This is a genomic window from Gluconobacter wancherniae NBRC 103581 (assembly GCF_007988885.1).
GTDB classification, from domain to species: domain Bacteria; phylum Pseudomonadota; class Alphaproteobacteria; order Acetobacterales; family Acetobacteraceae; genus Gluconobacter; species Gluconobacter wancherniae.
This window is the reverse complement of record NZ_BJUZ01000001.1, coordinates 397339-409965: the sequence shown is the minus strand read 5'-3', so window position 1 is coordinate 409965 and position 12627 is coordinate 397339. Positions and strand designations below refer to the sequence as shown.

9 protein-coding genes and 1 tRNA gene are annotated in these 12627 nt (G+C 48.8%); 4 read left to right on the top strand and 6 right to left on the bottom strand.

The window, feature by feature from the left end; translation table 11 throughout:
• Positions 1–36 precede the first annotated feature (36 nt).
• Positions 37–1266: a phosphoribosylamine--glycine ligase gene (gene purD, locus GWA01_RS01840; RefSeq protein WP_146793443.1), complete on the top strand. Its 1230-nt coding sequence runs from the start codon at positions 37–39 to the stop codon at positions 1264–1266.
• Between the two features lie 69 nt (positions 1267–1335).
• On the opposite strand, the gene GWA01_RS01835 is transcribed toward purD, so the two are convergent.
• On the bottom strand, positions 1336–3054 hold the full coding sequence (locus tag GWA01_RS01835; protein WP_146793441.1) for an HAD-IIIC family phosphatase: 1719 nt from the start codon (positions 3052–3054) through the stop codon (positions 1336–1338).
• Positions 3055–3764: 710 nt separating this feature from the next.
• Here GWA01_RS01835 and GWA01_RS01830 point away from each other — a divergent pair.
• Entirely contained in the window at positions 3765–4493 is a 729-nt protein-coding gene (locus tag GWA01_RS01830; protein WP_146793439.1) for a hypothetical protein, read from the top strand.
• 295 nt (positions 4494–4788) lie between these two features.
• Here the strand turns inward: GWA01_RS01830 and GWA01_RS01825 are convergent, their stop codons facing one another.
• The 3 genes from GWA01_RS01825 to polA are packed head-to-tail and all read right to left on the bottom strand — an operon-like array spanning position 4789 to position 9842.
• A complete protein-coding gene (locus GWA01_RS01825; RefSeq protein ID WP_146793437.1) occupies positions 4789–6441 on the bottom strand; it encodes an ABC transporter substrate-binding protein in 1653 nt (550 codons plus the stop codon).
• Positions 6442–7062 carry an SCO family protein gene (locus tag GWA01_RS01820; protein ID WP_228118289.1) on the bottom strand — a complete coding sequence of 207 codons (621 nt, stop codon included), beginning with the start codon at positions 7060–7062 and terminating at the stop codon, positions 6442–6444.
• Between the two features lie 5 nt (positions 7063–7067).
• Positions 7068–9842, bottom strand: a complete 2775-nt coding sequence (gene polA, locus GWA01_RS01815) for a DNA polymerase I (RefSeq protein ID WP_146793435.1) — start codon at positions 9840–9842, stop codon at positions 7068–7070.
• A 167-nt stretch (positions 9843–10009) separates the two neighbouring features.
• On the opposite strand from polA, the gene GWA01_RS01810 reads away from it, so the two are divergent.
• Both GWA01_RS01810 and GWA01_RS01805 read left to right on the top strand, forming a co-directional pair.
• Positions 10010–10924, top strand: coding sequence for an alpha/beta fold hydrolase (locus tag GWA01_RS01810; protein ID WP_146793433.1), 915 nt, complete (start codon positions 10010–10012; stop codon positions 10922–10924).
• A gap of 64 nt (positions 10925–10988) precedes the next feature.
• Positions 10989–11065: transfer RNA gene (locus GWA01_RS01805), tRNA-Arg, on the top strand.
• 549 nt (positions 11066–11614) lie between these two features.
• Here GWA01_RS01805 and GWA01_RS01795 read toward each other — a convergent pair.
• A complete protein-coding gene (locus GWA01_RS01795; RefSeq protein WP_146793431.1) occupies positions 11615–12325 on the bottom strand; it encodes a hypothetical protein in 711 nt (236 codons plus the stop codon).
• On the bottom strand, positions 12318–12404 hold the full coding sequence (locus GWA01_RS13130; protein WP_229316033.1) for a helix-turn-helix domain-containing protein: 87 nt from the start codon (positions 12402–12404) through the stop codon (positions 12318–12320). The genes GWA01_RS01795 and GWA01_RS13130 overlap by 8 nt, the downstream gene beginning before the upstream one ends.
• Between the last annotated feature and the right edge of the window lie 223 nt (positions 12405–12627).

The following is a 12627-nucleotide window of genomic DNA, read 5'->3' as shown; positions in this document are numbered from 1 at the left end:
CTCAAACGAAGCCCGGACACGAAAATGGAGAGCGGTATGCGCGTTTTGCTGGTCGGTTCAGGAGGGCGCGAACATGCGCTTGCAACATGTCTGGCGCGCTCGCCCCAGCTGACGGCGCTCTATGCAGCGCCGGGAAACCCGGGGATCGCCTCTGTCGGAACACTTGTCGACATCAAAGCCGATGACGTTCCGGCTCTCATTACATTTGCAAAAGCCAAGAAGATCGACCTGATCGTTCCCGGCCCCGAAGCACCCCTTGTCGTGGGCCTTGCGGATGCCTGCGCCGAGGCTGGCATTCCCTGTGCGGGCCCATCACAAGCCGCAGCAGCTCTTGAAGGCAGTAAGGCTTTCACCAAGGAAGTAGCTGACGCGGCCGGCATCCCGACAGCCAGATGGGAACGCTTCGAAGACGAAGACGCGGCAATTGCGTTCGTTCGCCTTCGGGGAGCGCCGATCGTCGTTAAAGCTGACGGGCTTGCAGGCGGAAAAGGCGTGGTCGTGGCGCAGAGCATTCCCGAAGCAGAGGACGCAATCCGCAGATTGGGTATGCCGCTCGTTATCGAGGAATGCCTCGTCGGAAGCGAAGTGTCTCTTTTCGCCTTCTGCTCGGGCGAAAAAGCGGTCCTTATCGGCGCGGCCCGTGACCACAAAAGACTTGGTGATGGTGATACCGGCCCAAATACTGGCGGAATGGGAGCCATCTCCCCTCCCCCTGACTTCGATGCCGATGCACAGGAAAAAGCTCTGGACATTTCCGTGCGGCCCATGCTCGCCGAAATGGTGCGTCGTGGAACCCCTTTCCGTGGTGTCATCTTTGCTGGCCTGATGCTGACGGATCAAGGGCCCAAGCTCATCGAATACAATGTCCGCTTTGGAGACCCGGAGGCGCAGGCATTGCTGATCCGTCTGGACAGCGACCTGCTCCCGATCCTGGCAGCGCTTGCTAGAGGCGAACTGGACAACGCCAGCGCCACCTTCACAAATGATGCATCCATATCGCTCGTGCTGGCAGCAAAGGGCTACCCGGACGCCCCAAAAGCAGGCGGACGGATCACAGGCATTGATCGCGCAGAGGCCGTACCGGGGGTCTCAGTTTTCCACGCAGGGACCAAGCTGACCAACAACGTTCTTGTTGCCGCCGGCGGACGAGTTCTGACGGTATGCGCCAAAGCACAAACACCAGAAGAAGCTCGCCACAGAGCCTACGAAGGCGCCAAAGCCATTCAGTGGGAAGACAAAATTTTCCGAAACGATATCGGAAAATAGAACACGTGATTTACACGGGGCACTCGCTGGGGACTGTAACCATACAGGCTTCAGAGAGTGCCTCTAGTTTTATTCAAGTGCAGCACTGCAGAGATGAAGGCCGACTTGTCTGTAGAAATCCCTCACAAAATGTGTCGATGAAACAGCATCTTCGGGGCGCGACATAAATTCATCTACATTGACGAGCACGACATTTGGAAATTCCTGTGCAATCTCAGCCTGCCATTCATTTAATTGATAATGCCTGGCTCTAGTCCACTCAAAATCCTTAGGAACCTGCTGCAACGCATTCATTAAAAAAATACGTGCATCAGGCCGGAAATATCCCAATATTGTACGGACATTATCCTGGAATTCTTCCTTATCGATGACACTTAGGTATTTTAAATTCGCTTTAGCAAATCGAAATATTTCAATATTCTCCGGAACAGCCCCCCTATTCCACAAATCTATTTCATAAATATCTTCAATATTTGTGTGTCCACACCCCAATAGGGGCGCGTACGGCATACGGTATCCCCTCCGCACGACTTCATAGAGCGGATAGAACATGTCAGCCCAGAAGCTTAGAACAGCAACATCCACATCACTCGGTAGGATGCCTAGGGCAGAATCCTCAGTGGAATATCCCAACTGGCGCAGAAAGAGGCCGTCGTCGTCATGAAGCCCTTCAAATGCGCGCCTAAGCATTGAGGAATGATCGCGCCGGATTTCAGCGCCCAGCCGCATAGTGTTTGCAAAAAGAGCAGTGCGGCTAAAAGTTGCTTTCACATAATGTGAAACTGCATCCAGATCACAGCCACCACAGAGTAAAATTGTCCCGCCCGTACCTTTAAGGGCTTCGACCTCTGAAAGGTCAGGTTGATATATCGAAATCCAATCTGGAATAATTGTTGCGTCAGAAAGATCCGTCAAAACGTCTCCGATAACATTTACGTCCGGATCACCAAGATAATCATAAATCCATTTTTCAATATACATACCCAATGTTCGGCATGAAAAACAGAAATGCTTTAAATTATTGTATCCAGCGCCACGAGCCTGAAGAAAAAATCCGACATATCCGTAATCACCAAAACGGTCTCGAACACGCACAAGCGCAGCATGGCGATCATAATGTGAAATCTCTTCCCGTATTTGTTTTTCCGCTTCATGAGTATCGTCAGATAATCTATTTTTAGTAAAATTTAGTTGATTTGTTCTATTAATAATCTCAATTACCCGTGGAAGATTATTCTCGATATCATAATCCAACTCAACTGTTATACCACTATCGCGCAAAAAAGCATGACTATCTCCTCCACGCGATTCAAGAACCTCGTTTTTTGCCTCCAAAATCTTGTAATCAGCGAGACGTTTTAGCTGATTGTCATTTTTTCCCACGAACCGCGGATCACTTAACAAACGTGGAATAAATTTCTCATTTTCAATTTGAATATTAGGAACTACACTTAAAACTTCTCGTAAGTTCATTGGGTTATCATCAATAAACATAATCGTTTCTGGACGTAATTTAACCCCATCAACTATCCCTTGAACCCGCTCACCTTTAGAACTCCAGTTGATACTTGGAAAAATAAAAAAATCCCAAACCCCTAACCGTTCTAAAATTTCACGTGCGGACGAAAAATCATTTTTTGAGCATATGGAATTCATAATTCCACGCTTGCTCAACTCTTTTACAGTCTCTGCGTAATGAATATTTTCATTTAAGCCGCCTTCGACCAGCGTCCCAGACCAAAACGTTTCGTCAAGATCCCAGATAACGAGTCTTACAGCTTCAAGCATACTGATAAATTCCTCGATATTACGCTAAATCGAACAATAAAAAACATAAAGAAATTTAGTAATTTCCAATACCCTAGAAAATACTTACATTCCTTATTTAGAAAGACGAGATGCACTCACTATGTCACTATAATCAAAAAATTCCAACATAAACAAATTATGAAATTAAAATAAATTGTCCGTTTACATTTTATTATCGACATTGAAAAACAAAAATACATTGAACCGCCATCATGTATTCTCCTCTAGTCAATGCCATATTCATCCTCAATAAGCATAGATAAGGCATACACTACAACAACACTGCTGTGTGATGTGTCTGTCCTACTATCTTTTGGGTGTAAATGATCGAGTAAGCTGATCCGAATGCCTAAGGTTAATAAGCTTTGGAACTCATGAAAAAAATAACAGAAAACAAATTTCTGACCTCTATCGATCATAAATCACTATGAGAGCGAGGTCGTAAACGGCGATAACAGCAGTCCGTCTAGCGATACAACATACTCACGAGGACCTGAGAACGTCGGCGGGACGCTCCACAAAATTGTCTTTATTAATTAATCACAAATCAAAAATTTTAAAGTAAGCTCACTCAAATGCGAGGCGCGATGAGCATCTTATACTATTTTTTCAGCATATGCATGTATGCTAAAAGTTTGCTATTTATTTTTAATAATATATAAAATCCTCCTTCAACAATGGATTTTAAGATGAAAAAAATCGCAGTCTTTTACCATGTGTGGGCCCCGGAGCATTCAAGTGCATGGTGTCTCTTGGTGGATGAGCAAATCAAAAATTTAATACAATCAAACCTAAGATATAACGCGAAAATTTTTTGCTGCATAAACAGCAAACAAGCAAATATAATTAAAAATTACATTGAACAATATGATTTTATAGAAGTATTAGAGTGCTCAGAAGATGAACGTCAATATGAAGCATTCACCTTGAAGCATCTATATAATTTTTGTAAAATAAATGAAAATTATGACCATGTTCTTTATTTCCACACAAAAGGAATAAGACATTTTTCTCATACAGCAGAATTGAATGTCATAAAAAACGTGAATAGCTGGAGAAGATTTTTAGAATATGGGACAATAACAAAATGGCGTGAGTGCATAGCTATGCTACAAGCTCATGATGTGGCAGGCATCAATTTTCATCTTCACCCTAGAAAGCATTTTCAAGGTAATTTTTGGTGGGCTACATCTGAATACATAAAAACCTTAGAATCTCCTCTCTCAAATAAATTTGCTGATGAAAGCTTTTGCCACCCGAACGCGATAGATAGAGTCAGCTGTGAAATGTGGATTGGAAGTGGAAATCCAAAATGGTTCAGTATATACAATTATCCATTTGGAACAGGAAACGATTCTGATAATTTTGATTTATATAATAATGATATATTCCCATACTTTCTTAACAATTCTTACTAAAAGATGCCATAATGAAATGCCTTGTTCCGTCCCTATAAGGCGTTTCATTATTGAATGAATATCAATATTCTTATAAATTTCTATTTTAATATTTTATATTACAATTCGCTACTTAATATTTAAGTAACAAACTTCTATTACTTTTGAAGTATTAAATAATAGAGCAAGAAGCGTGATCTGCAGGAAGATAAAGAGGGGCGTTATTCGCCCATCAGGCTCTATCTGTTTTCCTGATCACATAAGCAATATTAAGCCTTATTCTGCTCTATTTACATTAAAAAGAATCAATAAAATATTATTGGACCCACACATGAGAAAATAACATGTGGTTCAACATCGTAGAAAAATAATTCCCTGTTCTTTTGGACACAAAATCAATCGTTCGCATCTGTATCATCGGGGCTCCCGGCATCTGTTTCATGATGCCACGCCCCGCCTCCTGCCATATAGGAGCGGCCTTCGCGGGATCGCTTTCAGCCATCGCCTGATCAAACAAGGACTGAATGTGCTGATCACAAAAGCCGGTAAAATTTGGTGAGACAGGTGAATTCGGGTGGTAATTATCGCAACCAAACAAATCATCGAGAAAAGTCGAGGCCGAAGGATAATCTGCAAACCAGTATGATAACGCGATCTGAACGTGGTTTGCAGTATTCTGCTCGTAAGAGGTCGCAAGCCCTGCCGTAATCGGCCGAAGCTGAGCCTTGAGGCCTATCTGCTGAAGTACATTCCGCAGATACGTTCCCATACCAGCCTCAACTGCCCGGTTTGGCACCACGAGCGTTACAGCCGCGCCCTCCGCGCCACTCTCCTGAATTAGCCGCCTAGCTTCTTGGAGGTCCTGAGGACAATCAAGCCCTATATCTGCTCCGGAAATTCCATGCGGCACCATCTGGCATAGCGGCTCCGCAATCGCCCCCCCACCGAACAGAATGGTCATAGCATGCCGGCTCACTGCCTTACTGACTGCCTGACGCACGCGCAGATCCGTAAATGGCTTTTCGTGGACGTTCATGGCCAGATAATAGAGACCCAGGAGCGGTTCTATATGGACCTGCGAAGCATAACGTGCACCAAGCTCTCCCAGACGGTCGGACGGCTTTGCGTCTAACATCCAGTCATACCGCCCCTGCTCGACCGCTGTGATCTGAGCCTCATCCGACAGTCCGAAATCATATTCGATCCGATCCACAAATCCATCAGTCTGTGCCTGCGGATTCCAGACGTGAAAGAACGGATTACGCTCCAGAATCATCTGATGTTCAGGGTTGTAAGACGTGATCCTGTATGGCCCTGTTCCGGGGACAGTCGTATTTCCCGTATCATGCAGTGGCGTGTCAGAAGGCACGATAACAGCATGCGCGAACGCGAGTTTATAGAGAAACTCACCATCGCGATGGGTTAGGTGGAAAACAATGTCTCCGGTGGCAGGGTCACCTTGCACGCCTGGCAAGCTGCAATGCGCAGGGTCGTCCAGACATTCTTTCGCACCGACGATACCACCATAAAATGACGCCGCCGTGGGGCTACCTGCCTGATAAATGCGCTTGAACGAGGACACAACATCCTCAACGCGAACAGGCGCCCCACTGGAAAAACGTAGCCCCGGCCTCAGATGAAGTCGCCACACCAGACCGTCTGCACTGATCTGTGGGAGAGCGTCCGCAAGGTCAGGCACAACGTCCTGACCCGAAAGTCCACGCGCCTGACGAAATGTCAGCAGACCGTCGTACATGTTCACGAAAACCTGCATGTACTGCGTATTGTAGTTGATCTGCGGGTCCAGCGTACCGGCAGGACCGTCTGCCGTCAGGTGCAGAACGCCGCCACGATGAGAGCTACCCAGCGTTTCACCGTTCCAGTCTGGTGGAGTAATTTCCTGTGCCAGCGCTCCCGCGCTCCACAGCGTCGAGATCAGCAATCCCAGTGCGGCAGCGCAGACTTTCATTCAGCGCGCCGCAAATTTCTGAATCTGCGCAGTCAGGGCATCTGCATCACCATCCGCAGCAATCATCCCGGCATACCGGCTGTCAGGGTTCATGACGACAATTTGCGGGGCCTGCACATAATGACCACCAACCTTTTCAAAAGGCGCATGATACTCAGTCGTCATAGCCTTGAGCATGTTTGGCGAAGCCGTAAACGGCATGACGTGAGGCGCGATTGGAATGACATAATCCTTCAGCGCGTCGTTATCGACCGCATCCATATCCAACGAGACAGCCAGAGCCGATACCCGAATACCCTTGGCATGAAGAGCTGCCTTTGCCGTTTCCATGCTTTTAAGCACAGGCTGACATTGATCCTTCGGGCAACGGGGATCAAAAAACCACACCAGCATCCACGTACCGTGAAAATCGCCTTCAGTTACGGTGCTCTCGCCAAGTGAATTAAGGCGAAAGCTCCCGCCGATCTCATTGCCATTGGATTGCACCAGCATTTTGGGCCCACCATGGGATGCAAGAACAAAGCCGATATAGCCAAGCACTACTGCAATAAAGATCACCAAGAGGATGATCCTGTTGCCGACTTTTTTGCGGCGCTCGTGTTCGGTCTGCATGTTACGCATGTCTCTCAGTGTGCCTCGGCCCAACTGGCGCCGATACCTGTTTCTACTTCCAGAGCAACATCCAACGAAGCGGCCCCTTCCATTTCCTTGCGCACAAACGCTGCCAGCGCTGCCGCATCCTTTTCTTCAACTTCAAAGAGCAGTTCGTCATGCACCTGAAGGAGCATGCGGGCGTTCAGTTTCTGCTCTGGCAGGGCGCGCGCCAGACGTACCATGGCACGCTTGATGATATCGGCCGCGCCCCCCTGAAGCGGTGCATTGATTGCCTGACGCTCAGCATAAGCCCGGCGCGCACCATTCTTCTCGCGAATACCCGGAACGTAACAACGGCGCCCGAATGGCGTCGTCACATAGCCATGCTCTTTCGCTTCTTCCTTTGTCCGCTCCATGTAGTCACGGATACCGGGATAGCGTGCAAAATACGCATCAATGTAGGAGCGCGCCTCGCCCGGCGAGATCTGAAGCTGGCGTGAAAGCCCGAAAGCCGAAATCCCGTAAATGATGCCGAAATTGATCGCCTTCGCCCGACGACGTGTCAGCGCATCCATTCCCTCGATTAGAACTCCGAACACTTCGGACGCCGTTCTCGCATGAATGTCCTGCCCCAGACGAAAAGCCTCCAGCAATGGCTCGATTTTTGCCACATGCGCGAGAAGCCGAAGCTCGATCTGGCTGTAGTCAGCCGACACCAGCACATGGCCCTCTGCCGCTACGAACGCCTTGCGAATACGTGCGCCTTCTTCTGTCCGAATTGGAATATTCTGAAGGTTCGGCTCGTTGGAAGACAAACGACCTGTGGTCGTGATGGCCATCTGGAAGGACGTATGAACCCGCTGCGTGGCAGGGTCCATCTGCTGAACCAGCGCATCAGCATAGGTTGATTTCAACTTTGCCAGCTGACGCCATGACAGGATCTTCTGAGGCAGATCATGTCCCTGCTCGGCGAGGCTTTCGAGCACGGACGAATCAGTGCCCCAAGCACCCGTCTTGGTTCGCTTGCCGCCAGGAAGCCCCATTTCATCAAACAGGATTTCACCAAGCTGCTTGGGCGATCCAACATTAAAACTACGCCCAACCTGCTCGTGAATATCCTTCTCGATCTCGGCCATCCGCGTTTCGAAATCCTTGGACATCCGTCGAAGCTCAGTCGCATCGACTTTGATGCCCACCTCTTCCATTCCGGTTAGAACATCGACCAGCGGCCGCTCCATTTCCTCATACAGCGCAAGCGCCTGCCGAGTGCGGAGCGCAGGCTTCAGAACCTGCCACAAACGCAGCGTCACATCGGCATCCTCTGCCGCATAGGCCGTCGCACTTTCGAGCGTCACCTGAGCAAAAGGAATGCGATTACGCCCTGTACCCGTCACGGCATCATAAGAAATTGGCGTGTGACCCAGATGAAGGGCAGAGAGTTCATCCATGCCCTGCCCATGTTCGCCCGCAGACTGCGCATAGGAAATGAGCATCGTATCGTCGATCGGCGCGACTTCAGACAGACCCGCCTTATGAAATACGAGCAAATCGTATTTCGCGTTCTGAAAAATTTTGAGAACACTCTGGTCGCGCATCAACGGAGCAAGCCGCTCCAGTACTTCCGTACGATCAAGCTGATGGCCGGTAGGTTGATCAAGCGTGCCCTCATGAAGGAAAGGTACATAACACGCCTTCCCGGGTGCGGTGGACAGCGACAGCCCCACCATATCCGCCAGCCGCGCATTCAAGCCAGTCGTCTCGGTATCGACCGCCATAATCCCCGCTTCATATGCCTGCGAGATCCATCGATCGAGCGCATCCATATCCGTTACGGTTTCATACGGACCGTAAGCGACGTCGGATGGTGTGTGAGCCTGAGCGGAATCAGAGCCCGCATCTTGTGCCGCCTGAACGGCCCGCATCGGCATTCTTGGACGTGCCGCAGGACCAAGGCCCATTCTCTGGATGATGGAGTGAAACCCCATCGTCTCAAGCCAGTCACGCAGATCCTCGTTTACAGGCTCACAGCAGTTCAGCTCGTCGATGGGGCGCGGTAGTTCCACATCCTCATCAAGCGTTACGAGCCGAAGCGACATTCTTGCCGCGTCCGCGTGATCAATCAGAGACTGACGACGTTTGGAAGGCTTCATACCCTCCGCTGCGGCTAGAATTGCCTCAAGCGAACCATATTCCTGCACAAGCTGAGCCGCGCCCTTCGGCCCGATACCTGGAACCCCAGGTACGTTATCGGTCGAATCGCCCATCAGAGCCTGAACATCAACAACCCTGTCAGGCGTAACACCAAACTTAGCCTCAACTTCAGCCTCACGAATGACCTTCTGCTTCATCGGTTCCAACAGCTCGACGCCGGGTCGAACGAGTTGCATGAGATCCTTGTCCGATGAGACAATCGTGCAGCGCCCGCCTGCGGCCACAACAGCCTTGGCATAACTGGCCAGCAGATCATCCGCTTCCCAGCCGGGAAGCTCAATTGCCGGAATATTGAAAGCTTCCGTCGCCCGGCGAACAAGGGCGAATTGTGGGCGCATATCTTCCGGCGGCTCCGGACGATGCGCCTTGTATTGCGGGTACATGTCCGTCCGGAAGGTCTTGCGCCCTGCATCAAAAATAACGGCCAGATGCGTTCCCACATGATCACGCAGCAGGCGCATCAGCATGTTTGTGAAACCAAAGACCGCATTGACCGGAACGCCATCAGGGCTGCTCATCGGCGGTAGGGCGTGAAACGCACGGAACAGGAAGCCGGAGCCGTCAACCAGGACCAGATGGGTTTTTTCGGACGGCACGTATCTCTCCTGGCTCGCCCGGAGAAGCCGGGCGTTCTAAACTTGTACGAATGATAGGCTCATTCCCGCCCGTTTCAAACCGTCCAAGTCGCACCTTTGGTCGCTTTGGCTACTCTTTATGTATCCTCGTCTGCTCACTCAGCCTGAGCGCATGCAGTGTCAGGCATATGCCCAACCTGCACCCAACCGCCCGCGAAACTGCGCTTATCGCACCAGACACGATCCTCAAGATGTCTGACGGTGCACGAATCCCCGTCCGGCTCTATAAAAATCCGGAAAAGCCCAAAGCCGTTATTCTGGCCCTTCATGGCTTTGGAGACAGCCGGGATGCGTGGGAGTTCGCTGCCCCTGCTTACAATGCCCATGCCATCGACATCGTCGCCCCTGACCTGCGTGGGTTCGGCCAGACAAAAGACCGTGCAGGCTGGAGTAACACTCAGCGCATGGTTCAGGACGCGCGCGAGCAAACAGCATGGGTGCATCTGCGCTATCCCGGCATCCCCGTATATTTGATGGGGGAAAGTATGGGCGGGGCTGTCGCCCTCCTTGCCGATGCAGAAAATAACACCGATGTCAGCGGCACTATTCTACTGGCACCCGCCGTCATGGATATAGGACAGCCTTGGAAGAGCATTCTCGCAGGGATAGATGCCGTTGCTCCCAACTGGAAACTCGACGGATCAGCAGTCCCCGGACATCGGGTCGCGAGTGATAACATTCGCGCGCTAAGGCGCATGTATTTTGACCCACTAACGCTTCACAACACCACCATTCACCCTCTTCATGGCCTTACGATCCTTATGCAGGACGCACTCCAGAAAGCCCCGCAAAGCCATATTCCATTACTACTGGTATTTGGTGGCCGAGATCAGTTTGTTCTTCCGCAATATACAGCCGCCCTCCTGAAAAAACTTCCCGCCGGAACAAGGGTCGATGAAATCCCCGGCGCACACCACCTGCTCACGCGAGACAGAAGGGGCGCAGCACAGGACGTCGTGGCGTGGATTGAACATCCGGATCAGGCATTGCCTTCAGGCGGAGATATCGCCGCGTCATTATGGATAGCCACCGCTCCCCCCTGAAGCACCAGAAGTCAAAAAAGGGGGCTGGCCATAAAGAGCCGAACAGTCTATTGGGAACACGTCTGGACCCGTAGCTCAGCTGGATAGAGCGTTGCCCTCCGAAGGCAAAGGTCACGCGTTCGAATCGCGTCGGGTCCACCAAAATCCTTTTTTTCAGAGACTTAAGATTTTAACTTGTCTCATTTCCCTTGAGCTTAATGCTAGCATGAGGGCAGAAAACAAGGCTTTTACGCATCGATAAGCATGGTTCTAACGTAGTGTCCGCATCATAAAATGCACTCAAACAGGGCGACGTTGCCTGGCTGGTCTGGTCGCTTTTCCATTGCCGAACAGGGACAAACGCGAAAATCCCAAGACAGGACAGACTGTCACGAAGCGAAAAGGCCCTATCGACGATTCTACTATGAATCTTTTCTAGAAACTGAAGACAGGTTGAACGTTCACGCAAAACCACCATGCGCCTCATCTAAGATTAAGTTGCTTATATGAAAGCGCGTGTTGCTCAAGGTTTAACGCTTCAGAAATAGCAACACAGAACGCCTTACAGCTTGAGGCACTTCTATATAACGGAGCAGCTTAAGAATGGTGTTGATGCGTACATCTTGGCAAGGAACACATGGACGAGTGTGCAAATGTTAGAAGCACACTACGACCACAACACAAATGAGAAATACAAGGACATGTTACGTCCTAGACGGACTTAAGGTAATCTATATTGCCGTTTTTCTTAGCTTGATCAAACAACAATGAATACATGCCAAAATTATTCATTTCGAGAACTATACTCTTGTAGTTCTCGTAAAACATTTCCGATCCAAAGAAATTTTCTTTGCAGCATTCTATAACATCTTTTGTTAGATTCTGAAATAACGCCTCAAAAATAAATTCATAATCAATGGATTCTAGGAAATTTTTCATTAACTTCTCTCTGGATGAAGATGATATTTTTGCATAAAGAATGTTATCTTTTGCTTTAATAAAAATATGATTCATTTTTAAAGAATTTCTGTTTATTTCTCCCCATGCCTCCAAAGAGAATCTATGAGTTTCTTCAATAGATATGGATCCAGCATGTATACATCGAATTTTTTGCTTAAAATCTATAACATTGTTTTTCATTTTTTCATATTCAAGTGAGAATTTTTGAGACTCTAATTCAACTAAACTATTTAATGAGAGAAATGTACTGTTCTCATTTGCAACATCAGACGCGTTCTTACTCCATATTGTGGCAGTTATTGCCGCAATAAGAGCTAAACACGAAACGCCTGATCCAGCCCATGTTGCTAAATCACCCCATTTTTCAGTGTTCTCACCTGAGCACACGAACACAAAAGCGCACAGAAAAAACCCTATCACAAAGAAACAAGCTACTATTGCCACGCAAATAACTTTATTCACTTAAGACCCTATAGACTGACATGCGGGAGATATTCAGCTTCTTAGCTATGTCAGTAACAGAAACACCCTCAGACTTCATCTTTTGAATGTCCTGTGATTGAGCCATAGCTGTTGTCTTTCTTCCGCGATATTTGCCTTGTTCCTTCGCTTTGGCAATGCCTTTGCGTTGTGTACGTCAAACTAAGTGTCTCCCATAGAAAAGGATGACAAATAAGCATCCCTGATGCTCGAGCAAGTGCCGTATATTTGGGAATAATTTGTTTGACTTGGTGATATGCACAACTCGTGTAGGTCTCTGTCTA

What these genes read in the sequence shown, in the direction of transcription:
- GWA01_RS01820 (WP_228118289.1), bottom strand. Translation starts at nt 7,062, where the DNA reads ATGCGTAACATGCAGACCGAACACGAGCGCCGCAAAAAAGTCGGCAAC.
- GWA01_RS13130 (WP_229316033.1), bottom strand. Translation starts at nt 12,404, where the DNA reads ATGAAGTCTGAGGGTGTTTCTGTTACTGACATAGCTAAGAAGCTGAAT.
- GWA01_RS01825 (WP_146793437.1), bottom strand. Translation starts at nt 6,441, where the DNA reads ATGAAAGTCTGCGCTGCCGCACTGGGATTGCTGATCTCGACGCTGTGG.
- GWA01_RS01810 (WP_146793433.1), top strand. Translation starts at nt 10,010, where the DNA reads ATGCCCAACCTGCACCCAACCGCCCGCGAAACTGCGCTTATCGCACCA.
- GWA01_RS01835 (WP_146793441.1), bottom strand. Translation starts at nt 3,054, where the DNA reads ATGCTTGAAGCTGTAAGACTCGTTATCTGGGATCTTGACGAAACGTTT.
- purD (WP_146793443.1), top strand. Translation starts at nt 37, where the DNA reads ATGCGCGTTTTGCTGGTCGGTTCAGGAGGGCGCGAACATGCGCTTGCA.
- GWA01_RS01830 (WP_146793439.1), top strand. Translation starts at nt 3,765, where the DNA reads ATGAAAAAAATCGCAGTCTTTTACCATGTGTGGGCCCCGGAGCATTCA.